Genomic DNA, 25,448 nt, shown 5'->3' on the forward strand with positions numbered 1-25,448 from the left:
CGATCAGAATCCATTGCGAAGCAGCGTCTGCAATTCAGCCTTGCTGAGATTGCCGAGGCCCAGCGTCTCGAGCGTTCGGCCCCCTCGCGCAAAATCCTCGCCACAGACCGCGCCGCCGATCGCCAGGAACGCTTTGGCCAGCGGTGTGGCCTCGCCAGCCAGGCCGGCGACGGAGACCAGCAACGACAGCCCGAGCCGCAGATCCTCGCGCATGTAGCGGTGCTCGGTCAGCACGATCCGTTCGCGCCAGTCGCCGGAATCAGTCAGCCGGTCGTGCGAGCCACGGCCATACATCCAGATCTCGCCTTCCTTCGCGTAGTGATGAGCGAGCGGGAAATGCGGCGCGCCGTAACCGAGCGCCTCGCGCACCGCGATGCGCTCCGCGTCGAGAGCGTCGGTGACCCGGCGGATCGCGGCTTGCGTGCCTTCCTTGTGAATGTCCCAGCGCTCGAAATGTTCGATCGGGCCGGCGTTCATCACGATCAACGGCGGATGGATGATAGGTCCTGCATTCATCAGCGCGCCGGACAGCGCATCTCCGCACGGTTCGATCGCACCCGGGAAAGCGCGTCCAATGACTTCGAGCGCATGCGCTGCCTGATCGAGCGGGAACACGCCGACCGGCAGTCGCTTGGCGCGGATGGTGATCGCGACCTCGAACGGTCCATGCTTGCGGGTCAGCCAGGGCAAGGTTCCGGTCTCGGCAAAGCTGGCCTTGGCATGGTTGCCGGCATCTCGGGCCGCTTGGGCGAAGATCATCGAGCCGAATGTCGCCGGCGGTAGAAAAACGACCTGGCCGTCCCGCAGATGCGGGGCGAGCAAACCGGCAATATCCGGCTGTGCGAAGGCCGGGGCGGGGCAGAGGATCAGCTCGACGCCGTTGACGGCTCCGGCGATGTCGGCCGTGACCAGCGCGAGCTTCACGTCGTGGCGGCCGTTATGATCCTTGACCAGGATGCGCGAGCCGGCAGCGCGATGCGCTGCGACCTGATCCGCGTCGCGGCGCCAGAGCCGGACCTCATGCCCCGACAGCGCAAAATCCCCCGCGGCCGCGAAAGAACCGTTTCCCCCACCCAGAACCGCAATCTTCAAGATGTTTCTCCTTGCGCGCGCGATTGCGCATCGAGCTGCTTCAGCAGGAAATGCTGCACCTTGCCCAGCGCCGTGCGCGGCAAGTCGGTGACGAAGACGATATCGCGGGGAACTTTGAATCGCGCGAGCTGCGCCTGGATGTGCGTTCTGAGCTCATCCGCTTCGAGATGCGAGCCGGATCGCCGGATCACATAAGCGATGGGGACTTCGTCCCAGCGCGGGTCCGGCCGGCCGATCACGGCGCATTCGCTGACATCGGGATGTTCGAGCAGGACGCGCTCGACCTCCGCTGGGTAGACATTCTCGCCGCCGGAAATGATCAGGTTCTTCTTGCGGTCGCGCACCCAGAAATAGCCGTCCGCATCGCACAGGCCGATATCTCCGGTGCGGTACCAGCCGTCCTGCAGCGCTGCGCGCGTGGCGTCCGCATTGCCCCAATATTCGAAAAACACGTTGGCGCCGCGCACCGCGATTTCGCCCGGTGTGCCAGCCGGCACCTCGACACCGGCCTGATCGACCACCTTTGCCTCACAACACAAGCCAGCGAGTCCAGTCGATCCCACACGCGACAGATCGCCGCCGAGGCGGGTGTAGATTGCGATAGGGCAGGTTTCAGTGGAGCCGTAGACCTGAAGCACGGGAACGCCCCGCGCGGTGAAGCGGTCGATCAAGTGCGGCGGTACGATGGTCGAGCCTGTGGCGACGGCCTTGAGCGACGAGAGATCGGCCGTCGCCCAGGCGGGATGCTCGCTCACGGCCTGGATGATCGCCGGCACCATCACGGTCAGCGTCGGCCGCTCGCGTTCGATCGCCGCGAGCGCCGTATCCGGCGTGAAGCGGGCGTGGATCGTGACGGTTGCGCCCAACTGCAGCGCGGGCGTGGTCTGGATATTGAGGCCTCCGACATGAAAGAACGGCAACACGGTCAGCACGTGGTCGTCCGACGTCATGTTGTGCATGTGCTGGCTCATGACGCCGTTCCAGAACAGCGCCTCTTGCCGCAGCACCGCGCCCTTCGGCCGACCCGTCGTTCCTGAGGTGTAGACGATGAGGAGCGGGCAGGAGAGGTCGGTGTGCGGGTTGCGGCCGCTGCCATGGCTGCGAGCCAGCAGACCTTCGAATGTCGTGCCGCCAGGCGGCGCGAAGTCGAGGCCGACGACAGATGTCCCCGGCGCAGTCCGCCCAAGCTCGGCAAGCACTCCCTCAAATGCCTGCTCCAGCACCAGGACCTTAGCGCCGGCATCACTCAGAATGAACAGCTGCTCGGCGATCGCCAGCCGCCAGTTCAGCGGCACCAGCATCGCCCCGAGCCGTGCACAAGCGTAGAGCAGAACGAGGTAGTCCGGCCGGTTCAGGCTCAGGATCGCGACACGGTCGCCGCGACCGACGCCGAGTTCCTGCTTCAAGGCGGTTGCAGTCCGTTCGATGCGTGCGGCGAACGCGCCATAGCTCAGCCGTTCCCTTTCGAAGGCAATGGCCGTCTTGTCTGGCGCGAACGCCGCGTTGCGGTCGATCAGGCTACAGAGGTCCACCGTCAGTCGTCCGTCTCGCCGGCCTCGTACAGCGCCTCGCGTCCGATCCGGTCGAGGCACAGCTCGGCGGTCCATGGCAGCATCAGCGAACCGCAGCGGCTGTCGCGATAGATCCGCTCAAGCGGCAGCGACCGCAGCATGGCCTGACCGCCGCAGGTGCGGATCGCGAGCGCGGCGAGCTCATTGGCGCCTTCCATCACCGAATATTGTGCGGCGTAGGCGCGCAGAACCTGTTCCTTGCTCGGATTGGCGCGGGCTTCGGTCACAGCCTGGAACCAGATCGCCTTGATCTGCTCGAGCTTGATTTGCATCTGCGCGACCGCGATCTGCTTGGTCGGGTACATCCGGCGCTTGACCGGCGGCATGCCCGGCACCTCGCCGCGCAAATAACGCACGGTGAAATCATAAGCGGCTTGCGCGAGGCCCATATAGGTCGGCGACAGCGTCAGGAACATGTGCGGCCAGCGCATTGCGGCCTGGAAATAGACGCCGCGCGGCATCAGCGCGGAATCCTCCGGCACGAACACGTCCTTGAACAGAAGCGTCCGCGAGACGGTGCCGCGCATGCCGAGTGGATCCCAGTCGCCGACGACCGAGACGCCCTGCAATTTGGCGGGGATGGCCAGATAAAGTGTATTGCGGCGCGATGCCTTGCCGCCTTCCTCGATCTCGGTGCAGAGCACGCCGTAATAGTCGGCATGACCGGAGAGCGATGCAAAGATCTTCTTGCCGTTGACGATCCAGCCGCCCTCGACCGGTCTTGCTTCCGTGCCGAAAGCGACACCGCCCGCAGCCGCCGCGCCGCCTTCGGAGAAGGGCTGCGAATAGATCGCGCCGTCCTCGATGATGCGCCTGTAGTGCACCGCGCGCCGTCGTTCGTGCGCGGCGCGGGTGTCCGCGTCCATGTCGAGATCGTCTGCCAGCGGGCCCGACCACAGCGTCGAGCACACATGCATGTTCCAGGTCAGCGCCGTCGCGCCGCAATAGCGGCCGATTTCGGCGGCGGCCAAGGCATAGGTCTGGTAGTTCGCGCCGAGGCCGCCGTGCTTCTTGGGGATGGCAATGCCGAGCAGGCCGGTGCGGTGCAGATCGCGATAGTTCTCGGTCGGGAAGGTCGCCTCGCGATCGTAGGTCGCGGCGCGCCCGGCGAACACGCTCTGGCCGATCTCGCGGGCGCGCGCAATGATGCCGCCCTGCTCGTCACCCAGGCGGTATGCGACGGGATCGAAGATCGGCGCGTCGAGCACGGCCTTGTCGCTTGCGCCGATATTCTTGCCAACTTGCATGGTCATGGCGCAATCACCTTACGCTTTGGTCGCGAGAGAGTTCAGGAACCGGCCGAGCGCTTCGTTGAAGGCATCGGGGCGCTCGAGATTGGCGAGATGGCCCACGCCAGCGAGCTCGACATATTCAGCTCCCGGAATAAAGGTCGCCGTCTTCGCCATCATCGGTGCGGGCGCGTTGTTGTCCTTCGAGCCGGACAGCAGCAGCGTCGGGACGGAAATATCCCTGAGCGTGCTGCGCTGATCGAACCCGATGAGAGCCAGCATCATGGCGCGATAGCTGGCCTCGGGCACGCTTGCCATACACTCACGTGCCAGCTCCATCCCCTTTGGATCGGGATCGTCGCCGACCAGCTCCTTCACCAGCGAAGGCGCCAGCGACGTCATTGTCTCCCCGCGATCGAGCGGCCCGAGTCGAGCCGCGATGAAGGATCTCTGCCAATCGCCATCGGCCTTGCCGAAGGCCGGACTGGTCTGCGCCAGGACGACTGCGCACGCCAGTTTCGGCGACTGCACCAGCCATTTCTGGACGATCATGCCGCCGATCGAATGGCCGACCAGAACAGGCCTGCTTGCGCCGAGCTGCTCGATGAACTGCTGGAGCGCATCTGCGAGGGCAACGATGCTGACACTGGCCAGCGGCGCCGATCCGCCATAACCCGGCATGTCCCATGCGATCGCGCGGAAGCGGTTGCCGAATGTGGCGAGCTGGTGCCGCCAGGCTCGCGCCGCGCCGCCAATGCCGTGCAGGAAAATCAAAGGTGTCGCACCCGGATCGCCCGCTGCTTCGTAGGCGAAGCGTCCGTCCTTTGTTATCATTGGCGCAGGCTGCGACATGCGACATCCTTTTGCTTGGCTCTTTGATGCTAACAGGCTCGCGGGCGATGGGAAGGGATAATTTTATGCTTAAAGCAATTTTCGGGCCGGTGGCCATGCGGCCATTCCCCAGATCGATCGGCGCTTTCGTTGCAAAAATTTGAAGGTTAAAATATATCGAGGGGACGATCAGGATCTCAGGGAGCGAGCGCATGTCCGGATTGCCGCATTCGCCGCACGCGCTGGTGACCGGTGGTGGTCGCGGCATCGGCCGCGCCATCGCGGCTTCGCTTGTCGGTGCTGGCGCGACCGTGACGGTGCTCGGTCGGAATGCGGCGCCTCTTGCAGAGGCCGTCAACGTCGGCGCCGCGCATTTCGCGGCCGTAGCCGACGTCTCTGATGAAGCGTCGTTGAAGGCGGCCATCCTTGAAGCGAGTGCACGCAAGCCGATCGACATCCTGATTGCCAACGCAGGCAGCGCTGAATCGGCGCCATTCGCGAAATCGGACAGTGCCCTCTTCAGCCGCATGATGGATGTCAATTTCATGGGCGTGGTCCATGCCATCCGCGCTGTGTTGCCGGGCATGAAAGACCGTCCCTATGGCCGCATTGTCGCAGTTGCGTCCACGGCCGGGCTCAAGGGCTATGCCTATGTCAGCGCCTACGCTGCGGCCAAGCACGCCGTGGTCGGCCTCGTGCGTTCGCTCGCTCTCGAGATGGCCGGAAGCAATGTGACGGTGAATGCAGTGTGTCCCGGCTTCACCGACACCGATCTGGTCGCCGGCAGCATCGAAAACATCATGACGAAGACCGGCCGAACCCGCGAGCAGGCGATCGCCGAACTCGCGAAACATAATCCGCAAGGAAGACTGATCACGCCTCAAGAGGTGGCCGATGCCGTGCTGTGGCTGTGCGGTGAGGGGGCCGGCGCGATCACCGGACAGGCGATCGCGGTTGCCGGTGGTGAAATCTAGCGTGTGTGGCGCAGGCGCGGAACAAGGAAGCTAAGGAGATCGCATGAGCAGACCAGCCAATCCCGTCACCATACCGCTTGCGGATTACTCGCCGCAGCACTTCCTGCTGGCCGTGGTCGACGGTGTCGCGACGGTTACGCTCAATCGCCCCGACCGAAAGAATCCGCTCACCTTCGAAAGCTACCGGGAACTGACCGATTTCTTCCGCGCCTGCGCGTTCGATGATGCGGTCAAATCCATCGTCGTCACCGGAGCCGGCGGCAATTTCTCGTCCGGCGGCGACGTGTTCGAGATCATCGGCCCGCTCGTGAAGATGGATACCAAGGGGCTGACCGCCTTCACACGCATGACCGGCGACCTCGTCAAGGCGATGCGGGCCTGCCCGCAGCCGATCGTGGCTGCGGTCGAGGGCATCTGCGCCGGCGCCGGGGCGATCATCGCCATGGCGTCGGACATGCGCCTCGCTGCGAGCGGCGCAAAGGTCGCGTTCCTGTTCAACAAGGTTGGCCTTGCCGGCTGCGACATGGGCGCCTGTGCGATCCTGCCGCGGATCATCGGTCAGTCACGCGCCTCCGAACTGCTCTACACCGGCCGGTTCATGACCGCGGAGGAGGGCGAGCGCTGGGGCTTCTTCAGCCGCCTCGTCACGCCCGAGCAGGTGCTGCCCCAGGCGCAATTGCTGGCCAAGCAGGTCGCGGAAGGACCGAACTTTGCCAACACCATGACCAAGCGGATGCTGGCGATGGAATGGGCGATGTCGGTGGAGGAGGCGATCGAGGCCGAGGCCGTTGCCCAGGCGCTGTGCATGACGACGGCGGATTTCGAGCGCGCCTTCGAGGCTTTTGCCAACAAGGTCAAGCCGGTCTTCAGGGGCGACTAGGACGCTCGTCTTTACGGGGCACACCGGGCAACGGGGGGCTTGCGCAAAATTATTTTAGGCTTAAAATAGTTTTCGTGACCAGGTGAATTGGCGAGGCTCCCATGAAAGTCGCGATCATCGGTGGCGGACCTGCGGGTCTCTACGCTGCGATCCTGCTCAAGAAGCAGCGCCCCGGCGCCGAAGTCACCGTGTATGAGCGCAATCGGGCCGATGACACGTTCGGCTTCGGCGTGGTGTTCTCCGACGCCACGCTGGACAATTTCGAGAAGCACGATCTTCCGAGCTACCGCCGCATCACTCAGGAATTCGCCTATTGGGACGACATTGCCGTGCATTTCCGTGGCACGGTGCACCGGGTGGGTGGCAACGGCTTTTGCGGCTGCTCACGGCAGAAGCTGCTGCTGATCCTTCAGGAGCGGGCACGCGAGCTCGGCGTCGCCCTGCATTTCGAAGTGGATATCGACGACGAAATCCGTTTCGCCGACGCCGACCTCATCCTGCTTGCGGACGGTATCAACAGCCGCTTCCGCGAGAAATACATCGATCATTTCCAGCCCGAGGTCGACGTTCGCTCCAACAAGTTCGCCTGGATGGGCTCGACCAGACCGCTCGATGCCTTCACCTTCATCTTCCAGGAGACCGAGTGGGGGCCCTTCATCGCCCATGCCTATCAGTATGAGGCCGGGCATTCGACCTGGATCTTCGAGACTGATCCCGAGACGTTCGCGAGGGCGGGGCTGACGGGGCTGGACGAGGCTCAATCCGCGGCGCGGATGGCGGACATCTTCGGCTGGTTCCTCGATGGGCACAAGCTGCTGACCAACCGCTCGATGTGGCGCAACTTCCCCATGATCCGCAGCAAGCGCTGGGTCAAGGACAACATGGTCCTGCTCGGCGATGCCAAGGCGAGCGCGCATTTCTCGATCGGCTCGGGCACCAAGCTCGCGATGGAAGACGCCATCGCGCTGGCCGAAGCGATGGAGAAGGCGCCCAGCATCGCGGCGGCACTGGAGGTCTATGAGAACGGCCGCCGCGAGGAGGTCGAGAAGACGCAGCATGCCGCCGACGTCTCGCTGGTTTGGTTCGAGCATGTCGACCGCTTCTGGGATTTTGACCCCGTGCAGTTCGCCTTCGGCGTCATGACGCGCTCGAAGGCGATCACCTACGACAATCTCAAGCTCCGCGCGCCGGATTTCGTGGCCGAGGTCGACAAGTCGTTCGCCAAGCAGGTGCGCAGCAGCGGCTTCGATGTCGACACCGACCGGCCGATGGTGCCGCTGTTCCAGCCGTTCCGCTTGCGCGAGATGGAGCTGGCCAATCGCGCGGTGATGTCGCCGATGTGCATGTATTCGGCGCGGGAGGGAGTGCCGACAGACTTCCACCTGGTGCATTATGGCTCGCGCGCGATCGGCGGCGCCGGGCTGATCTTCACCGAGATGGCCTGCGTCAGCCGCGATGCCCGGATCACGCCCGGCTGCGCCGGTCTCTGGACTGACGAGCAGGAAGCCGCGTGGCGGCGCATCGTGAATTTCGTCCACGGCAATTCAGCCGCGAAAATCTGCCTGCAACTGGGCCACGCCGGCCGCAAGGGCGCGACCAAATTGATGTGGGACGGCATGGACCGACCGCTGGAGCAGGGCGGTTGGGAGGTCTTCTCGGCATCGCCGCTGCCCTATTTCCCCGATAGCCAGGTGCCGCGCGAGCTCGATCGCGCCGGCATGAACGCGGTGAGGGACGCTTTCGTCGCGGCGGCCGAGCGCGGCGAGCGCTGCGGCTTCGACATGCTCGAATTGCACTGCGCCCACGGCTATCTGCTCGCGAGCTTCATCTCACCGCTCACCAACACCCGCACGGACGACTATGGCGGTTCGCTCGAAAACCGGCTGCGGTTTCCGCTCGAGATCTTCGAGGCATTGCGGGCGGTGTGGCCGTCGCACAAGCCGATGTCGGTGCGTATCTCTGCGACTGATTGGGCGGAGGGCGGCATCACCGGCGACGACGCCGTCGCCGTCGCGCGCGCCTTTGCCGAGGCGGGTGTCGATCTCGTCGACGTCTCGACCGGGCAGACCGTGCGCGATGCGCAGCCGGTGTACGGCCGCATGTTCCAGACGCCGTTTTCGGACCAGGTCCGCAACGAGGCGCGGGTGGCCACCATGTGCGTCGGCAACATCACGACGGCGGACCAGGCCAACACCATCTTGGCCGCCGGCCGGGCGGATCTCGTCGCGCTCGGCCGTCCGCATCTGGTCGACCCGTTCTTCACCATGAAGGCGGCGGCTTGGTATGGGGCAAACGACGCTTTCTGCCCGCCGCAATATCTGCCCGGAAAGGATCAGATTTTCCGTAACAGCGTCCGCGACCGGCAGGACTTCGAGGAGCTGAGAATTAAGGCTAAGCCCAAGACCCGGGCCGAGCTCAAGGCGGAGGCGACAAAGCCGCTTGCGGCGGAGTGACCGCCCGTGCGACCTTGACCCATTGCCTGTGTTTCGAGTGGAGTAAGGGCGATGAAGGCGATTATCGTCGGTGGCGGTATCGGTGGTCTCACCACGGCATTGATGTTGCGCTCGCGCGGCCTGGATTGTGAGATCTTCGAGCAGGCCGACACCATTCGCGAGCTCGGCGTCGGGATCAACACGCTGCCGCATGCCATGCGCGAGCTGGCCGGGCTCGGCCTGTTGCAGAAGCTCGACGAGGTCGCGATCCGCACCGATCAGCTCTATTACCTCAATCGCCACGGCCAGGAGGTCTGGCGCGAAGCTCGCGGCATCGACGCCGGCCACGACGTGCCGCAATTCTCGATCCATCGTGGCCGCCTTCAGGGCGTCATCCATCGCGCCGTCGAGGAGCGGCTCGGGCAGCAAGCGATTCACACCGGCTGCCGGCTGGGTGCGTTCACGCAGGACGAGGGCGGCGTCACGGCCTATTTCTTCGATCGCGTCGGCGCACATGTCCACACCGCGCGCGGCGATATCCTGATCGGCGCCGACGGCATCCATTCGCGCGTCCGCGAGACACTGTTCCCGAACGAGGGGCCGCCGTGCTGGAATGGCCTGATGCTGTGGCGCGGCGCCCGCGACTGGCCGCTATTCCTCACCGGCAAATCGATGATCGTGGCCGGTGGACTCAATGCCAAGGTGGTGATCTATCCGATCGCGGAAGGATCGAGCCCGGCGAGCCGTCTGACCAATTGGGCGGTGCTGGTCAAAGTGGGCGAAGGCAATGCACCCCCGCCGCGGAAAGAAGATTGGTCGCGGCCGGGCCGCCGCGAGGAGCTGATGCCGCATGTCGCGCGCTTCTCGGTGCCCTATATCGACGTGAAGAGCCTGATCTCGGCGACGCCCGAATTCTACGAATATCCGACCTGCGACCGCGATCCCTTGCCCTATTGGTCGTCGGGGCGCGTCACGCTGCTCGGCGATGCCGCGCATCCGATGTATCCGGTCGGCTCCAATGGCGCCTCGCAGGCGATCCTCGATGCGCGCTGCCTTGCCGACGTGCTGGTGCGCGCCGAGCACCCGCGTCAGGCGTTGCTCGAATACGAGAAGAAGCGTCTGCCGATGACGGCCGAGATCGTCCGCTCCAACCGGCGCGGTGGCCCCGAAGGCGTCATTGACGCCGTCGAGCAGCTTGCGCCTGACGGATTCGACAATGTCGATAACGTCCTGAGCTATTCCCAGCGCGAAGCGATCGTGCGCGGCTATGCCACCAAGGCAGGCTTTGCCGCAGTGCCGGGACTTGCGGCGGTGCGCGCCTGAAGTCGGCGGTAGAGCGGGATGAGTTTGAGGAATCGGCGCTAGCCCGGGACTCAGATCACCTCTCCCGTAGGGAGAGGTCGGATCGCATCTTAAGATGCGATCCGGGTGAGGGGTTAGGTCCTCGTGGAGCGCTGCGGCCCCTCACCCGGATTGCTCTGGACGATGCTCCGCATCGCCAGGCGCAATCCGACCTCTCCCCGCTGGGGAGAGGTGGAGCCCGAGCCGCCGACCGAGGCAAACTTCATCCCGCCTTAGCTAACCGCCGGGCGGCGGCGGCAGGAAGTGGATGTTGAACTCGGCGGCCATCGCCACCACGTCCTCGGGCTTCTGCTCCTTCATGTTGTGAAGGCCCCAGAACAGGTCGAACAGCTTGCGGCTGGGCGACACCCAGAACAGCACCTTCGCGGTCTGCTCCGACTTATTGAAGATGCCGTGCGGCACGCCCATGCCGAGGCGGATCAGGTCGCCCGCGGTCGCCTGCGCCTCCGAATTGCCGAGCATGAAGTCGAGCTTGCCCTCCAGCATGTAGAGATACTCGTCCTGGTCAGGGTGAATATGCGGCGGCACGAAGGTGCCTGGCGGCAGCGTCGCATGCCAGGAGAAGCTGTTCTCGGCGTAGCTCTTCGGCACATAGGTCTGGCCGAGGATGTTCCAGGAGATGCCCTGGATGCCCTCATTGGCCCGGGTGATGCCGGTGATTTCGCTCTTCATTGCAGTCCTCCGCGATACACGCCCTTAGTTCGCCGCCTTGCAGTCCTTGGCATAGCGGTCGCCGTAATTCTCGAAAACCTTCTGCACAATTTCGGTCTGGAACTTGCCATCCGGACGCTTGGCGACCTTGGTCAGGTAGAAATTCTGGATCGGATAGCCGTTGGTGTTGAACTTGAAGGCGCCGCGCAGCGAGGTGAAGTCGGCCTTCTTCAAAGCGGCGGCGACCGCGTCCTTGTTGGAGAGATTGCCCTTCACGGCCTTGACCGCGCTGTCGATCAGCATCGCGGCGTCATAGGCCTGGAAGGCGTAGGTACCAGGCACGCTGTTATAGGCGGCCTCATAGGCGGCAACGAACTTCTTGTTCTGCGGATTGTCCAGATTGGGCGCCCAGTTCGCGCCGCCGAACATGCCGACGGCCGCGTCTTGCTGCGCCGGCAAGGTCGATTCATCCACCGTGAACGCCGAGAGCACCGGAATGTTGTCGGCCAGTCCTGCCTGCCGGTATTGCTTGACGAGATTGACGCCGAGGCCGCCCGGCATGAACGTAAACAGCGCATCGGGCTTCTGCGACGAGATCTTGGAAAGCTCCGGCTGGAAGTCCAGCGTGTTCAGCGGCATGTAGGATTCCTCGACGATCTCGCCCTTGTAGTCGAGCTTGAAGCCCGCCACCGAATCCTTGCCGGCCTGATAGTTCGGGACCATCAGATACATGCGCTTGTAGCCGCGATCTTGCGCGACCTTGCCCAGGATCTCGTGCACCTGATCGTTTTGGTAGGAGGTCACATAGAAGAACGGGTTGCAGTCCTTGCCGGCAAACGTCGACGGGCCGGCATTGGGGCTGATCAGGAAGGTTTTCGATTCTGTGATGGGCCGGTGGATCGCCTGGAGGATGTTGGAGAAGATCGGGCCGACCACGAAGTCGACCTTGTCGCGCTCGAGCAAGCCCTTGACCTTCGTCACTGCCGCATCCGGCTTCAGTTCGTCATCCGCGACGATCACCTCGACATCGCGGCCGCCCATCTTGCCGCCGAGATCCTTCACCGCGAGCGCAAAGCCGTCGCGGACTTGCTGGCCCAACGCAGCGGCAGGTCCCGACAGGGTCACGACCACACCCAGCTTGATTTTCTCTTGGGCGAGGGCAGGGCTCATCGCGGTGCCGAGCAGCATGGCGGCTGCGGCCAAGGTCATTTGCGTCTTCATGATCCGTCCCTCATGACGATCGGCTTGCGCTGCAAGCCGCGTATTCCAATCCAAGCTTATGCCGATGATGGTCGCCGCGGCAAGCCGAGCTCAAGACGTCGCATCCGGCGGGCAGCGGCGCATGCAAGCGGCGCGCCAATTATTTGAAGCCTAAAGAAGTTGACGTGCGGTCGATTGTTGCAGCTTTGGACTTGCAGCCGGCCCCGATTTATTTGAAGCTCAAAACGTTAGGGAATCCGTGCCGGCGCCAATGCCGGCCGTGAGTGACTGCATCAACATGCTCGATTCCGAGACCAAGGCCGTCGAAACACCGGAGGACCATGCCGAAGAGCTTCGGCTGTGGCTGCGGCTCTTGACCTGCACGACCCTGATCGAAGGGGAAGTCCGCGGCCGGCTGCGGCAGCGGTTCGACGTCACTTTGCCCCGGTTTGACCTGATGGCGCAGCTCGACAAGGCGCCGGACGGCATGACGCTATCCGATGTCTCCAAGCGCATGATGGTGTCGAACGGCAACGTCACCGGCCTCGTCGAACGTCTCGTGGAATCCGGTCACCTCGACCGGCGTACCTCGGAGACGGACCGCCGCGTCCAGGTGATCCGCCTCACAAAACTCGGCCGTGCCGAGTTTCGCAGGATGGCTGCGGAACACGAAACCTGGATTGCCGACCTCTTCGCCGATTTGACGCCGAAGGATGTGCGCGAATTGATGCGGCTCCTGGCCAGGACCAAGGCGTCGGCGCAGAAATCGGCCGCGCGCCGCCGGCCCTAAGCAGGCGGGCGGGCGGGCCGCCGAACCCATTTGCCGCAGGAAAAAGCAAGGAATGCCCAAAATCCGCTATTGCGCCAAATTGTTTTAAGCCTAAAATGTTTTCCAGATCGTGCTGCCGGGTGCAATCCATGCTGAAAGGAGCGTGCGATGGCCAACGCCGCCAAGGTTCAAGTGTCGGGCTCGTGTGACGGCAATGCTGTGACGGCCCATGTCGATACGTTCGCGCGGCAACATCTGCCGCCGCGCGAGCTCTGGCCCGAATTCACCTTCACGCGGCCGGAGCTGCGCTACCCAACGCGATTGAACTGCGTCAGCTATTTCCTCGATCGCTGGGTCGAGCAAGGTCACGGCGACGCGCCTTGCGTCATCAGTCCTGCGGTCAGCTACACCTATCGCGAGCTGCAAGCCCTGGTGAACCGCATCGCCAACGTGCTGGTCGGCAAGCTGGGTCTTGTGACCGGCGGGCGTGTGCTGCTGCGCTCGGCCAACAATCCGATGATGGTCGCGACCTACCTCGCGGTCATCAAGGCCGGCGGCATCGTCGTGGCGACCATGCCGCTCTTGCGGGCCAAGGAGCTGTCATATCCGATCCAGAAGGCGGAGATCACCCTCGCGCTATGTGACGGAAAGCTCTCCGAGGAGATGGAGAAGGCGAAAGCCGCTGCGCCCAGTCTCAAGCACGTGGTCTATTGGGGCAATGGCGCAAGCGACTCGCTTGAGGCGCTGGTCGCGGATGCAAGCCCGGAGTTCAGGGCTGTCGATACTGCCTCCGACGACGTCTGCTTGATCGCTTTCACCTCGGGTACGACAGGCGATCCCAAGGGCACCATGCATTTCCATCGGGACATGCTGGCGGTGTGCGACGGCTATGCGCGCAACATCTTGCGGGCCGAGCAGAAGGACCGTTTCGTCGGCTCGGCACCGCTCGCCTTCACCTTCGGCTTCGGCGGCGTCCTGTTTCCGATGCATATCGGCGCCTCCTTCGTGGTGCTGGAGAAGACGACGCCGGACGACATTCTGAATGCGGTCGAGCAGTACAAGACCACGGTCTGCTTCACGGCGCCGACCGCATACCGGGCCATGCTCGGCAAGCTCGCGGGCCGTGACATCTCCTCGCTTCGCAAATGCGTCTCCGCGGGCGAGACGCTGCCCAAGCCGACATTCGAGGCCTGGCTGAAGGCCACCGGCATCAAGCTGATGGACGGCATCGGTTCGACCGAACTGCTGCACATCTTCATCAGCGCGACTGAGGACGAGATCCGTCCCGGCGCAACCGGCAAGCCGGTGCCGGGCTATGAGGCCAAGATCGTCGACGATGCCGGCAACGACGTGCCGCCGGGCACGATGGGCCGACTAGCGGTACGGGGGCCGACCGGCTGCCGCTATCTCGCCGACGAGCGGCAGCGGAAATACGTCCAGAACGGCTGGAACATCACCGGCGACACCTATCTGATGGATAGTGACGGCTATTTCTGGTACCAGTCGCGCTCCGACGACATGATCGTCTCGGCCGGCTACAATATCGCAGGCACGGATGTCGAGGCAGCGCTGCTCACGCATCCGTCCGTCGTCGAATGCGGGGTCGTCGGTGCGCCGGACGAGGCACGCGGCATGATCGTGAAGGCCTATGTCGTCGCCGCGCCCGGTGTGACGCCCGACGCGCAGCTCGTGGCCGAATTGCAGGAACATGTCAAACGCGAGATCGCGCCGTACAAATATCCGCGCGCGATCGAGTTCGTGACGCAATTGCCGAAGACCGAGACCGGCAAGTTGAAGCGTTTCGCCCTGCGTCAGCTGGCGCAGGCTGCAGCGACGTCCTCAGGCGTCGCTGCGGAATGAGAGAAGGATAGAGAAGTGTCCGTGACGACGCCAAAAGGCCCGCAGCTCGCGGTGCTGCCGACAGCAGCCGAGCACGAAACCCGCCCCAAGGCACAGATCCTCCAGCCGTCCGGCTGGCCAATGCCGAAGGGTTATGCCAACGGCATGGCTGCCGATGGGCGGATCGTCGTCACCGGCGGAGTGATCGGCTGGGATGCCGAAGAGCGTCTCGCGGACGGCTTCGTCGCGCAGGTGCGCCAGACCCTGGTCAACATCGCCGCGATCCTGGCCGAAGCGGGCGCCCGGCCCGAACACCTCGTGCGTCTGACCTGGTATGTCGTCGACATGGACGAGTACCTGGCCAATCTGAAGGAGCTGGGCAGGGTCTACCGCGACGTCTTCGGAGCGCACTATCCTGCGATGGCGCTGGTTCAGGTGGTCCGGCTCGTCGAGAAGGCGGCGCGCGTCGAAATCGAGGCAACCGCCGTCATTCCTCGCTGAGCTTTGCCTCGATCAGCTCGGCTTGATCAGCTCGCCTTGGCAAGCTCGTCGTCCTCGGGCGAGTTCAGATAGACGCCGGACATGGTGTCGACCCAGCAGAGATGGTCGTGCACCGTCTTCACGCCTTCGACGTTCTCCGCCGCGACGATGGCCGCCTGCCGTGCGCGTTCTTCGGTGATGACGCCACTGAGGTGAACGATGCCGTCACGGACGATGACGTTCAGCCCGAACGGGCACCAGTCGTTCTTCTCCATGATGTCGATGATGCGGCCGCGAATGTGATCGTCGTCCGCCGTCGGATCCGGCACTTCGCGAGCGAGCCCCGCCACCGCCTGTAGCAAATTGGCGCGGGATACGATTCCGACGACCTTGTCGCCGCGCACCACCGGCAGCCGCTTCACGTTGTTCCGTTCCATGAGATCGACGATCTCCGCGAGCGCGGTGTCCTCGGTGATGGTCACGACCGATGCTGTCATCACCTCCGAGACCTTGCGGCCATGCTCGTGGACGAAGTCGCTGGCCGATTTGCCCGGACCGAGGATGAATCTCAGCCAGCGCCCCCGCTTGCGTCCGGTGCCGATTTCGCTGCGGCGGATGAAATCTCCTTCCGAGACGACGCCGACCAGCTTGCCGGTATCGTCGACGACCGTGAGGCCGCTGACATGCCGCTTTAGCATGATGTTCGCCGCCTCGACGATGCTGGTGTCGGGGGTAACCGAGATGACCGACCGGGTCATGATCTGGTGGGCGCGCATGATGAACTCCGCTGGCTTGCCGAATGTCGATGCGCAAAACCTTAGCGGGGACGTCGAGATGCGGTTTGACCCAGGTCAAGCGGACGAGGCCGCTTGGTCCTGGTTCAGCGATTGTGATCTGTGCCGGATTTGATGCAGCTCAACGCGCATCCGAAGCGTCGCCATATCCTGCGGCCGACGTAGACCGGAAGCCGGCAGGGAACATTCAGCCATGAGCGTCGTCCAGATATTTCCACGGGTCGACGAGCCGGCGGCGCACGCTCTCGTCAATCCCGTTGCCGGCCCTCGAGCCGCTGCGGCAGGCCCTGAAAAGCCCGCAGGGAAGCCGGCCGCCGCAGATCTCCCGCCTGCATCGGAGCCGTATCCGCTCGACCGCGCGTTTCATGCCATGCTGGCACGGTTCACGGGCGGGATTTCGCCAATGGCCTTGTCGCTCGCCTGGCTCGACTGGAGCTCGCATCTCGCCGCAGCCCCACAGCGCCAGATGGAGATTTCCCGCAACGTTCTTCGCGACACCGGCCGGCTGCTGGAAGCTGTCGCGCACGCGACGTCGCAAAAACCGTGGTCAGTCATTCAGCCGCAGGGACGCGATCGCCGCTTCAGGCAACCGCAATGGGAGGTCCCGCCGTTCAATCTGCTGGCGCAGGCGTTTCTGCTCGCAGAGCGCTGGTGGCACGATGCCACCACCGGCGTGCGCGGCGTGTCGCATGCAAATGAAGCCATCGTCGAGTTCTCGGTGCGCCAGATGCTCGACATGCTGGCGCCGTCGAATTTCGCGGCGACCAATCCGCAGGTGCTGGAGAAGGCGTTCCAGAGCGGCGGGCAAAACTTCGTCTTCGGCTGGCAGAATTGGTGCAGCGATTTGACGCGTCTGCTTTCGGCATCGAAACCCGCGGGCCACGCGCAATTTGTCGTCGGCAAGACGGTGGCGGCTTCGCCCGGCAACGTCGTCTATCGCAACGAGCTGATCGAGCTGATCCAATACCATCCGACGACTGCGCAAGTGCGGCCCGAGCCGATCCTGATCGTGCCGGCCTGGATCATGAAGTACTACATCCTCGATCTGTCGCCGCAGAATTCGCTGGTCAAGTATCTGACCGCTCAAGGCTTCACTGTGTTCGCGATCTCCTGGCGCAATCCGGATGCCAACGACCGCGATGTCGCCTTCGATGACTATCGCAAGCTGGGCGTTATGGCCGCGCTGGACACGATCGGCCGGATCATGCCGGATCGGAAGACCAATGCGCTGGGCTACTGTCTGGGCGGAACGTTGCTGTCGATTGCCGCTGCCGCAATGGCGCGCGACGGCGACAGGCGGCTCGGCACGATCACGCTCCTTGCCGCCCAGACCGACTTCACCGAGGCTGGCGAACTGACGCTCTTCATCAACGAGAGCCAGGTCGCTTTCCTCGAAGACATGATGTGGCAGCGTGGCTATCTCGACACGACGCAGATGGCCGGTGCGTTCCAGCTGCTGCGCTCCAACGAATTGATCTGGTCGCGGCTGTCTCATGACTATCTGATGGGCGAAAGCAGTCCGCCAAGCGACCTGATGGCCTGGAATGCCGATGCGACGCGGCTGCCTTATCGCATGCACTCGGAGTATTTGCGCCAACTGTTCCTCAACAATGAGCTGGCCGAAGGCCGCTATCGCGTCGAAGGCAGGAGCATTTCGCTCTCGGACATCCATGCGCCGATGTTCGTGGTCGGCACGCTGGCCGATCACGTGGCGCCGTGGCGGTCGGTCTACAAGATTCACTATCAGGTCGATGCCGACGTGACGTTCCTGTTGACCAGCGGTGGCCACAATGCCGGTGTCGTCGCTCCGCCGGATGACCCTGGGCACAGCTATCAGGTCATGACCAAGGCTGCGGACGCGCCCTATGTCGGTGCAGATGAGTGGCTGAAGCTGGCTCCGCGAGTTGAGGGCTCCTGGTGGCCGGAATGGGCCGGATGGCTGGCGGCGCGCTCCGCGGAGCCCTGTGATCCGCCGCAGATCGGGCTTGGCGATGCCCCTTCAGGCCTGCCCGAAGCGCCGGGAGACTACGTCCGCACCTAGTCCTCAGGCTCTGCATTTGGCGCGAGGTCCGAGGAGCGGAAGGGCTTGGCCCTGTCCAGTTTGCGGTAAGCCGCCGCGGCGGTTCGCAACAGCTTCTTTTCCCGTTTGCGGTCGAGGAAGCGAGTGCCGGCCTCGAAGCCGACACCGTTCAACGACGCCGCCAGCGTTTGCCCTCGCGCATCATCGTTCAATTGCCCGAGAGATCTTTGCGCCTTGCGCAATTGCTTGAGGATGGACTTCTGCTTCGTCGCTGATCCGTCGGCGAACAGATCCGTCAGCGATTCGACCGAATAGGTCATCCGCTTGTTGAGGAGGCGCAGCTTGTGCCGTTTCTCGACGTCGAGCTTGCTCAGCTTCCGCGCTTTCTTGAGCAGTGTCGTCTCCCACTCGGTCAACCGCGCTGTCGCGTGGTCGGCGAGCGAGCAGCGACGCAATCTGATGGCTTCCTTGCTGCGCCGCGTCGACCAGGGGCCGCTCTCGATCCAGGCTGAGGTCTGCTCGACCAGGCGGCGATAGCGTGCGGATTGCAGCGCGCGTGCCAGCAGGCGGTGGCTCTCGGCGCGCTTCTCGTCCCAGTGCTGGAGCTCGGCGATCACGGCGAGCTCGTTGCCACTTTCGGCGACGACCCGCTCGATCGCCACGTCGAGGTCCCGCACCATGCCGAGCTGGCTGTTGAGCCATTTCAGCTCGGCCCAGACATTCGGCCGCAGCGCGTCGTCGACCATCGGCGCGAAGAAGCGGATGGCGGTGCGCAGATGCGTCAGCGCGATCCGGATCTGGTGCAGAGCGTCGGGATCGCCGCGGCAGGTGCCCTCGTGCTGGGCGAGGACGGCATCGAGGTGACGGCGCGTGATGATCCGGAACGCCGTGTCGCAGGCCATGCCGGGGCTGAGGCGGCCGGGCAGCGCATTGCGCCGCGTTGCCGGCATTGCGCGGGCGGTCGTCGAGATCGTGCTGGGTCGCGCCATCCTTGCCCGCGTCAATCAGATTGCCTTATTTGACCTCAGCGATTGCGTCCCGGCAGCTCTGGAGCGTCTGCTCTGGTGTCCCGGATGCATCGATGGTCGCCCAACCGACATGACCGATATTATAGCGCTCCTGCTGCGCGGCAACCTCTTGCGTGGCGTCGGACGCATCTCCCTGGCGGCTTCCGATTCGCGCCTGCCGGGTCGCGAGGTCGGCGACGAGGAAAAGGCCGTTCAGCGGCACTTTGCGCTCGCGCGCCAGCGCGGCGATCGCGTCTCGTTCAGCCTCGGCGGCGAATACACCGTCGATGATCGCCGAATGGCCTTGTGCCAGCACGCGCCGGGCGTAACGAGCCAATGTGCCGTAAACCCGGGCCGTGACCTCTGGCGTATATGCGAATGGCGGCAGCCGCTGCGTGTCCTCGATCCCGAACATCTGCTTGCGGACGATGTCGCTGCGCAGCACGATCGCCCCCGGCTGTGGCGCGACGACCGGCGCGAGCGCGCGCGCCAAAACCGTCTTTCCGGTGCCGGACAGTCCCCCGACGGCAATCAGCCGCGGAGCTGGGGGGTGGATCAGCGCTCGAGCGAGGCCGAAATAGCGCCGTGCATCGTTAAGGATGCCGACATCATCAGAACGCGGCGGCTTTAGCCGTGCCAGCGCCACCTGAGCGCGGATCGCCGCCCGGATCGACATGAACAGCGGCAGCACCGAGAGCGCGTCGAGATTGTCGGATGGCGTCGCAGCGAGATATCGGTTCAGGACGATGTTGGCCGCGAGCGGTTGATCGTGGTGCAATAAGTCCATTAATGTGAATGCGAGATCGTAGAGCACGTCGACAGTTGCCATCTGGGCATCGAACTCGATCGCGTCGAACAGGACTGGCCGCCCGCCGATCAATACGATGTTCGCAAGATGCAGGTCGCCGTGGCAGCGCCGCACGAACCCGTGGTGGCCGCGCTCTTCGAGCAGAAGCCGGAGGCGCAGGAACATCGCGTGCGAGGCTCTGCCGAGCTGCCCGATTTCTTCAGCTTCAAAATGATTGCCTTTTCCCAGGCCATTGCAGTTGCCGTCGATCAGGCCGGGGATGGAGGAAATCCACGCCTTGCCGTCGGAGCGGCTCGCCGCCGCATGCGAAGCCACGATCGCGTCGGCGGCAGCCGAAGCTAGATTCTTATCGAGCGGGCCGGCCTTGGCCAGATGATCCAGCGTCTGGCTTTCGTCGAAGCGCGACATGTCGACCGCATACTCGATCGGCCGGCCGGGCCCGTCGATCTGCACCGACCCATCCGGCTCCTCCGTGATCGCCACGACGCGATGATAGATCTGCGGCGCCAGCGGCCGGTTGATCCTGATCTCCTCCTCGCAGGCCGCCTTGCGCTTGTCGAGCGTCGAATAGTCGAGGAACGGAAATTGCACAGCCCGCTTGATCTTCAGCGCGCGGTCGCCGTCGAGAAATACCGAAGCCGCGTGGGTATCGATCCGTTTCACGCCAGGACGTCCAGTCAGGGACTGGAATATCCGGTCCTGGGCCTCCGTCTCATCTCTGATCGACTTTGGCATCTGCGTCACCGTCAGGGCGTCAGGACGGCCGCGCCGAGAATCTGGCCATTCCGCAGCATTCTCAGAACTTCGTTGGCCTGATCGAGCGGAAATGCTGTGGTCTCGGTGCGTATGCCAGCTTGCGGGACGATCCTGAGAAAATCGAGGCCATCCTGCCGGGTCAGATTGGCCACCGAGACCAGCTGCCGTTCCTCCCAGAGCAGCTCATATGGAAAGCTTGGAATGTCCGACATGTGGATTCCGGCGCACACGACGCGGCCGCCCTTGCGTACCGCGCGCAGCGCGGCCGGGACGAGTTCGCCAGCTGGCGCGTAAATGATGGCGGCGTCGAGCGGCTCGTCCGGCGTTTCGTCAGAGGCCCCTGCCCAGACGGCGCCGATACGGCGTGCAAGGCCTTGCGCAGCGGCATCGCCACGCCGCGTGAATGCATAGACGGATCGTCCCTGCCAGACCGCAACTTGCGCGATGATGTGGCCGGCCGCGCCAAAACCATAGAGGCCGAGCTTGCTGGCAGAGCCGGCCATTACCAGCGAGCGCCAGCCGATTAGCCCTGCGCACAGCAGAGGAGCAATCTCCACGTCATTGCCGTCTTCGCCGAGTGGAAACGCGTAGCGCGCGTCAGCGATCGTGTGCGTTGCGTAGCCGCCGTCGCGCGTGTAGCCGGTGAAGAGGGGCGCGTCACACAGGTTTTCCATGCCGTCCCGACAGAACCGACACTTGCCGCAGGTAAAACCAAGCCAGGGAATGCCAACCCGATCGCCGGGCGCATGCGTTGCAACATTCGGACCCACGAGATCGACCCGGCCGACGATCTCGTGGCCAGGCACGATCGGATAGCGAATATCGGGCAGCTCGCCGTCGACGACATGAAGATCGGTGCGGCATACTCCGCAGGCGCTGACCTTCACCCGGATCTGGCCTTCGCCGGGAATAGGATCGGGCCGCTCCTCCATCCGGAGCTGCGCTCGTGAGGCCGGCAACACCATCGCACGCATGAACCTCTCCGGGGCGAACCGCTCGGACTGACTTATTCATAGAATGGCCGAGCGGCCAGTCCTTGATGTTGGTCAACGGGCCGTCGCCAACCGACAGGACGGAGTTCCCCGGGCTTGACGAGGATCAAGCGTCCCGATGAAGGCCGGGCTATGCTGACGGCCAAGGAGAATCCCGATGGCCATCAAGGACGTCTTTCTGCCGCTTGTCGGCCAGCCGCGCCGGCCGCTTTTAGCCGCGATCGAGAAATGCGTGGCTGCCGCCGCGGACCTCGGCGCCAGGATCACCGCACTTGCGCTCGAGGAAGATGTTTTCGTGCGGCCGAAAGTGCTGCTGCCGGACGATGCCGCTGCGGCCGAGGCAACGGGGTTGCTTGGGGCGGGCGATATGCAGCTGCTCCTGAATGCCTTTACTGATGCATCGTCCCGCGCCGACATTCGCGCCCACGGCCGATCGGCCAAGGTGCCGGCAGACCAGATCGCCTCGATCCTGGCCGAACATGCGCGCTTCAGCGATCTCACGTTGCTCCCGGTGGAGCCGCACGACAGCCGAACGGAACACATCATCGAGACGCTCCTGTTCGAATCCGGGCGGCCGCTCCTGCTCTGCCCGGAACAGCACGTCGATGAGCTGCGACCGGAATTCGAGAACGTCATGATCGCGTGGGATCACTCCGCGCGTGCGGCGCGTGCGGTCGGCGATGCGCTGCCGGTCCTTCAGGCGGCCGCATCGGTCCGCGTGGTGACCGTGACGGACGAGAAGACCGACGCGATCGTGCAATCCGGAACGGCTCTCGTCGACCACCTCAGGGAACACGGCGTTCACGCCTCGTTCGAAACGACGAAATGCGGCGGCAGTTCGATCGGAAAGGTGCTCGGAAGCTGGGCGAATTCCCATACGATCGATGCGATCGTGATGGGGGCCTATCATCATTCGCGCCTGAACGAGATCGTTTGGGGCGGTGTGACAAAGACCGTCATTGGCCAGCCACCGTGCTGGGTTATGATCTCGCACTAGGCACGCAGTTTTCAGCCTGATCTTCCATCCTCGGAACCGCCAGCGACCGGGCGCATTTGCTTTCATGTCCACCTACCGCCTGAAGAATCTGCTGTCACCGCGTTCGGTCGCGCTGGTCGGCGCGAGTGCCCGCCCGGTCTCGGTGGGACGCGCCGTCCTGGAGAACATCCGCAGCGCCGAGTTCAAAGGACAGTTTGGCCTCGTCAATCCGCGCCATGCCGAGATCGGCGGCATCGCCGCGGTGAAGAGTCTGGACAGGTTGGACTTCGTCCCCGAGCTCGTGGTCATCACCGCGCCGGCGCGGGAGGTTCCCGGCATCATCGATCAGGCCGGACGTCGCGGCTCAGCGGGCGCGCTGATCGTCTCGGCCGGGCTCGGCCACGGACCGGGATCCCTGCACGAGGCTGCAATCGCCGCGGCCCGCAAGTACGGCATGCGGCTGATCGGTCCGAACTGTCTCGGCATCATGATGCCCGCCGTAAGCCTCAATGCCAGCTTCGCCGCGCACATGCCAGGCGCGGGAAATCTCGCGCTGATCTCGCAATCGGGCGCGATCGCGGCCGGCATGGTCGATTGGGCGGCGCAGCGCGGCGTCGGCTTCTCCGGCATCGTCTCGATCGGCGATCAGATCGACGTCGACCTTGCCGATCTGCTCGACTATTTCGCGATGGACCACAAGACCCGCGCGATCCTGCTCTATATCGAGGCGATCAAGGATGCTCGCAAGTTCATGTCGGCGGCGCGCGCCGCCGCACGCGTGAAGCCGGTCGTCGTGGTGAAGTCCGGCCGGATGGCGCAGGGGGCGAAGGCCGCGGCCACGCACACCGGGGCGCTCGCCGGCGCCGACGCCGTCTATGACGCCGCGTTCCGCCGCGCAGGCGTGCTGCGGGTCTCCGATCTGCGCGAGCTGTTCGATTGCGCCGAGACGCTCGGCCGCGTCGAATCGCCGGCGGGAAAGCGCCTCGCCATTCTGACCAATGGCGGTGGCATCGGCGTCTTAGCCATCGATCGATTGGTCGAGCTTGGCGGAATTCCGGCATCGATCTCGGCGGACGCGCGCAAGAAACTCGATGACGTGCTGCCGCCGACCTGGTCCGGTGCAAATCCCGTCGATATCGTGGGCGACGCCGACGCCGCGCGCTACGCAGCGGCGCTGGAGGTGCTGCTCGCCGATCCCGACAATGACGCCGTGCTTGTCCTCAACGTGCAGACGGCGATCGCCTCGGCGGCCGACATCGCCACGACCGTGACAGAGCTCGTCGGAAAATACCGTGAGCAGCACCGCCGCTGGGCAAAGCCCGTCCTTGCCGCCTGGGTCGGAGCCGACCAGAACATCATTCAGACGCTCTCCGGCGCGGGCATTCCGAACTATCCGACCGAGGATGATGCCGTGCGCGGCTTCATGCATCTGGTCCGGCACCGCGAAGTGGTGGAGGAGCTGAGCCAGGTTCCGCCCGCGATGCCCGATACGTTTGTGCCGGACGCCAAGGCGGCGAGGCAGATCGTCACTGCCGCGATCACAGACGGCCGTCAATGGCTCGAGCCTGTCGAGATCAAGCACCTGCTCGAAGCCTACGACATTGCGATGGTGCCGACCTATGCCGCAACCGATGTCGAGCAGGCGGTGGCCTATGCGAACGACATGTTCGCCAAAGGCGCGACCGTCGTGCTGAAGATCATGTCGCGTGACATCGTCCACAAGTCAGATGTCGGCGGCGTCGTCCTCAATCTGACCACGCCGGATGCGGTGCGTGCGGCTGCCACCGACATTCTCGACCGTGCGAGGAAGCTGCGGCCCGAAGCCCGCATCGGCGGTGTCATCGTCCAAGCGATGGTGGTCAAGGCGAAGGCGCGCGAGCTGATCCTCGGTCTTGCCGATGATCCCACCTTCGGCACCGTCGTCGTCTTCGGCCGGGGCGGGACGGCCGTGGAGATCATCAACGACAAGGCGCTTGCGCTGCCGCCGCTCGATCTGCAGCTCGCCCGCGACCTGATCGACCGCACGCGCGTGTCACGGCTGCTTCGCGCCTACCGGGATGTGCCGGCAGTGAAGCCGGATGCCGTCGCCATGGTGCTGGTCAAGCTGGCGCAGATGGCCGCTGACATTCCTGAAATCCGCGAATTCGACATCAACCCGCTGCTCGCGGACGAAACCGGCGTGACCGCGGTCGATGCCCGTGTTGCCGTGGGGCCGCCGCAGCGGAAGTTTGCCGGCTCCGGCCCGGCCAATTTCGCCGTTCGGGCCTATCCGTCGCAATGGGAGCGCCGCCTCAAGCTCAAGGACGACTGGCAGATCTTCGTACGGCCCATGCGCCCTGAGGACGAGCCGACCATCCACGGATTCCTGCGTCATGTCACGCCGCACGACCTCCGCCTGCGCTTCTTCGCGCCGATGAAGGAGTTCACCCACGAGTTCATCGCGCGCCTGACACAGCTCGATTATGCGCGCGCGATGGCCTTCATCGCATTCGACCAGGAGACCGGCGAGATGGTCGGCGTCGTCCGGCTCCATTCGGATTCGATCTACGAAAGCGGCGAATACGCCATTCTGCTGCGGTCCGATCTCAAGGGCAGGGGACTCGGATGGGCCCTGATGCAGCTGATCATCGACTACGCGAAGTCGGAAGGGTTGAAGACCATATCGGGCGACGTGCTCCAGGAGAACATCGTGATGCTCGAGATGTGTCGGCAGCTCGGCTTCGAGGTCAAGCCCGATCCTGCCGAGCCTGATATCTGCGACGTCAGGCTGAAGCTCTGAGCGCGC

At 64.2% G+C, this 25,448-nt stretch carries 20 protein-coding genes; 10 read left to right on the forward strand and 10 right to left on the reverse strand.

Going from position 1 to position 25,448, the window contains the following annotated elements:
* Positions 1-3 precede the first annotated feature (3 nt).
* From AAE027_RS33980 to AAE027_RS33995, 4 genes are read right to left on the reverse strand one after another with little or no spacing between them, the layout of a single operon-like run.
* Positions 4-1,092 carry an NAD/NADP-dependent octopine/nopaline dehydrogenase family protein gene (locus tag AAE027_RS33980; protein WP_370989718.1) on the reverse strand — a complete coding sequence of 363 codons (1,089 nt, stop codon included), beginning with the start codon at positions 1,090-1,092 and terminating at the stop codon, positions 4-6.
* Complete coding sequence (locus AAE027_RS33985; protein WP_370989717.1) at positions 1,089-2,624, reverse strand: class I adenylate-forming enzyme family protein; 1,536 nt, start codon at positions 2,622-2,624, stop codon at positions 1,089-1,091. Before AAE027_RS33985 ends, AAE027_RS33980 begins: the two co-directional genes overlap by 4 nt.
* Positions 2,625-2,626: 2 nt before the next feature.
* Positions 2,627-3,916, reverse strand: coding sequence for an acyl-CoA dehydrogenase family protein (locus AAE027_RS33990; RefSeq protein ID WP_370989715.1), 1,290 nt, complete (start codon positions 3,914-3,916; stop codon positions 2,627-2,629).
* Positions 3,917-3,928: 12 nt separating this feature from the next.
* Positions 3,929-4,744, reverse strand: a complete 816-nt coding sequence (locus tag AAE027_RS33995; RefSeq protein WP_370989714.1) for an alpha/beta fold hydrolase — start codon at positions 4,742-4,744, stop codon at positions 3,929-3,931.
* Positions 4,745-4,935: 191 nt separating this feature from the next.
* Here AAE027_RS33995 and AAE027_RS34000 point away from each other — a divergent pair, with 191 nt between their 5' ends.
* The 4 genes from AAE027_RS34000 to AAE027_RS34015 all read left to right on the forward strand — a co-directional run bounded on the left by AAE027_RS34000 (position 4,936) and on the right by AAE027_RS34015 (position 10,332).
* A complete protein-coding gene (locus tag AAE027_RS34000; protein ID WP_370989713.1) occupies positions 4,936-5,697 on the forward strand; it encodes an SDR family NAD(P)-dependent oxidoreductase in 762 nt (253 codons plus the stop codon).
* Between the two features lie 43 nt (positions 5,698-5,740).
* A complete protein-coding gene (locus tag AAE027_RS34005) occupies positions 5,741-6,577 on the forward strand; it encodes an enoyl-CoA hydratase family protein (protein ID WP_370989712.1) in 837 nt (278 codons plus the stop codon).
* Between the two features lie 101 nt (positions 6,578-6,678).
* Positions 6,679-9,030, forward strand: a complete 2,352-nt coding sequence (locus AAE027_RS34010) for a bifunctional salicylyl-CoA 5-hydroxylase/oxidoreductase (RefSeq protein ID WP_370989711.1) — start codon at positions 6,679-6,681, stop codon at positions 9,028-9,030.
* Between the two features lie 51 nt (positions 9,031-9,081).
* Entirely contained in the window at positions 9,082-10,332 is a 1,251-nt protein-coding gene (locus tag AAE027_RS34015) for a flavin-dependent oxidoreductase (RefSeq protein ID WP_370989710.1), read from the forward strand.
* Between the two features lie 255 nt (positions 10,333-10,587).
* Here the strand turns inward: AAE027_RS34015 and AAE027_RS34020 are convergent, their stop codons facing one another.
* On the reverse strand, positions 10,588-11,043 hold the full coding sequence (locus AAE027_RS34020; RefSeq protein WP_080136282.1) for a cupin domain-containing protein: 456 nt from the start codon (positions 11,041-11,043) through the stop codon (positions 10,588-10,590).
* 24 nt (positions 11,044-11,067) lie between these two features.
* Entirely contained in the window at positions 11,068-12,243 is a 1,176-nt protein-coding gene (locus AAE027_RS34025) for an ABC transporter substrate-binding protein (RefSeq protein WP_370989709.1), read from the reverse strand.
* 250 nt (positions 12,244-12,493) lie between these two features.
* Here AAE027_RS34025 and AAE027_RS34030 point away from each other — a divergent pair, with 250 nt between their 5' ends.
* The 3 genes from AAE027_RS34030 to AAE027_RS34040 all read left to right on the forward strand — a co-directional run bounded on the left by AAE027_RS34030 (position 12,494) and on the right by AAE027_RS34040 (position 15,331).
* Positions 12,494-13,012, forward strand: coding sequence for a MarR family winged helix-turn-helix transcriptional regulator (locus AAE027_RS34030; RefSeq protein ID WP_164934521.1), 519 nt, complete (start codon positions 12,494-12,496; stop codon positions 13,010-13,012).
* 147 nt (positions 13,013-13,159) lie between these two features.
* On the forward strand, positions 13,160-14,851 hold the full coding sequence (locus AAE027_RS34035) for a benzoate-CoA ligase family protein (RefSeq protein ID WP_370989708.1): 1,692 nt from the start codon (positions 13,160-13,162) through the stop codon (positions 14,849-14,851).
* Between the two features lie 21 nt (positions 14,852-14,872).
* Positions 14,873-15,331 carry a RidA family protein gene (locus AAE027_RS34040; protein WP_370989782.1) on the forward strand — a complete coding sequence of 153 codons (459 nt, stop codon included), beginning with the start codon at positions 14,873-14,875 and terminating at the stop codon, positions 15,329-15,331.
* 26 nt (positions 15,332-15,357) lie between these two features.
* Here AAE027_RS34040 and AAE027_RS34045 read toward each other — a convergent pair whose 3' ends face one another.
* Positions 15,358-16,086 (reverse strand): CBS domain-containing protein, encoded by a 729-nt coding sequence (locus tag AAE027_RS34045; RefSeq protein WP_370989707.1) that lies wholly within the window; start codon positions 16,084-16,086, stop codon positions 15,358-15,360.
* Positions 16,087-16,297: 211 nt separating this feature from the next.
* On the opposite strand from AAE027_RS34045, the gene AAE027_RS34050 reads away from it, so the two are divergent.
* A complete protein-coding gene (locus tag AAE027_RS34050; RefSeq protein ID WP_370989706.1) occupies positions 16,298-18,145 on the forward strand; it encodes a PHA/PHB synthase family protein in 1,848 nt (615 codons plus the stop codon).
* Here the strand turns inward: AAE027_RS34050 and AAE027_RS34055 are convergent.
* Genes AAE027_RS34055 through AAE027_RS34065 form a run of 3 tightly spaced genes read right to left on the reverse strand, consistent with a single transcriptional unit; the run spans position 18,142 to position 21,669 of the window.
* Positions 18,142-19,113 (reverse strand): CHAD domain-containing protein, encoded by a 972-nt coding sequence (locus AAE027_RS34055; RefSeq protein ID WP_370989705.1) that lies wholly within the window; start codon positions 19,111-19,113, stop codon positions 18,142-18,144. The genes AAE027_RS34050 and AAE027_RS34055 overlap by 4 nt on opposite strands.
* Positions 19,114-19,138: 25 nt before the next feature.
* Complete coding sequence (locus AAE027_RS34060; protein WP_370989704.1) at positions 19,139-20,674, reverse strand: bifunctional aminoglycoside phosphotransferase/ATP-binding protein; 1,536 nt, start codon at positions 20,672-20,674, stop codon at positions 19,139-19,141.
* A gap of 11 nt (positions 20,675-20,685) precedes the next feature.
* Complete coding sequence (locus tag AAE027_RS34065) at positions 20,686-21,669, reverse strand: zinc-dependent alcohol dehydrogenase family protein (protein ID WP_370989703.1); 984 nt, start codon at positions 21,667-21,669, stop codon at positions 20,686-20,688.
* Positions 21,670-21,844: 175 nt separating this feature from the next.
* Between AAE027_RS34065 and AAE027_RS34070 the strand changes: the two genes are divergently transcribed.
* Positions 21,845-22,684 (forward strand): universal stress protein, encoded by an 840-nt coding sequence (locus tag AAE027_RS34070; protein ID WP_370989702.1) that lies wholly within the window; start codon positions 21,845-21,847, stop codon positions 22,682-22,684.
* Between the two features lie 64 nt (positions 22,685-22,748).
* Positions 22,749-25,442: a bifunctional acetate--CoA ligase family protein/GNAT family N-acetyltransferase gene (locus AAE027_RS34075; protein ID WP_370989701.1), complete on the forward strand. Its 2,694-nt coding sequence runs from the start codon at positions 22,749-22,751 to the stop codon at positions 25,440-25,442.
* Positions 25,443-25,448 lie beyond the last annotated feature (6 nt).

The organism is Bradyrhizobium sp. DN3, from assembly GCF_041357655.1.
Lineage (GTDB): Bacteria > Pseudomonadota > Alphaproteobacteria > Rhizobiales > Xanthobacteraceae > Bradyrhizobium.

Bases quoted from the DNA above. Each gene is read 5' to 3' on its own strand.
- AAE027_RS33990 (WP_370989715.1), bottom strand. From the start codon at position 3,916: ATGACCATGCAAGTTGGCAAGAATATCGGCGCAAGCGACAAGGCCGTG.
- AAE027_RS33995 (WP_370989714.1), bottom strand. From the start codon at position 4,744: ATGTCGCAGCCTGCGCCAATGATAACAAAGGACGGACGCTTCGCCTAC.
- AAE027_RS34000 (WP_370989713.1), top strand. From the start codon at position 4,936: ATGTCCGGATTGCCGCATTCGCCGCACGCGCTGGTGACCGGTGGTGGT.
- AAE027_RS34005 (WP_370989712.1), top strand. From the start codon at position 5,741: ATGAGCAGACCAGCCAATCCCGTCACCATACCGCTTGCGGATTACTCG.
- AAE027_RS34010 (WP_370989711.1), top strand. From the start codon at position 6,679: ATGAAAGTCGCGATCATCGGTGGCGGACCTGCGGGTCTCTACGCTGCG.
- AAE027_RS34015 (WP_370989710.1), top strand. From the start codon at position 9,082: ATGAAGGCGATTATCGTCGGTGGCGGTATCGGTGGTCTCACCACGGCA.
- AAE027_RS34020 (WP_080136282.1), bottom strand. From the start codon at position 11,043: ATGAAGAGCGAAATCACCGGCATCACCCGGGCCAATGAGGGCATCCAG.
- AAE027_RS34025 (WP_370989709.1), bottom strand. From the start codon at position 12,243: ATGAAGACGCAAATGACCTTGGCCGCAGCCGCCATGCTGCTCGGCACC.
- AAE027_RS34030 (WP_164934521.1), top strand. From the start codon at position 12,494: ATGCCGGCCGTGAGTGACTGCATCAACATGCTCGATTCCGAGACCAAG.
- AAE027_RS34035 (WP_370989708.1), top strand. From the start codon at position 13,160: ATGGCCAACGCCGCCAAGGTTCAAGTGTCGGGCTCGTGTGACGGCAAT.
- AAE027_RS34045 (WP_370989707.1), bottom strand. From the start codon at position 16,086: ATGCGCGCCCACCAGATCATGACCCGGTCGGTCATCTCGGTTACCCCC.
- AAE027_RS34050 (WP_370989706.1), top strand. From the start codon at position 16,298: ATGAGCGTCGTCCAGATATTTCCACGGGTCGACGAGCCGGCGGCGCAC.
- AAE027_RS34055 (WP_370989705.1), bottom strand. From the start codon at position 19,113: ATGGCGCGACCCAGCACGATCTCGACGACCGCCCGCGCAATGCCGGCA.
- AAE027_RS34060 (WP_370989704.1), bottom strand. From the start codon at position 20,674: ATGCCAAAGTCGATCAGAGATGAGACGGAGGCCCAGGACCGGATATTC.
- AAE027_RS34065 (WP_370989703.1), bottom strand. From the start codon at position 21,669: ATGCGTGCGATGGTGTTGCCGGCCTCACGAGCGCAGCTCCGGATGGAG.
- AAE027_RS34070 (WP_370989702.1), top strand. From the start codon at position 21,845: ATGGCCATCAAGGACGTCTTTCTGCCGCTTGTCGGCCAGCCGCGCCGG.
- AAE027_RS34075 (WP_370989701.1), top strand. From the start codon at position 22,749: ATGTCCACCTACCGCCTGAAGAATCTGCTGTCACCGCGTTCGGTCGCG.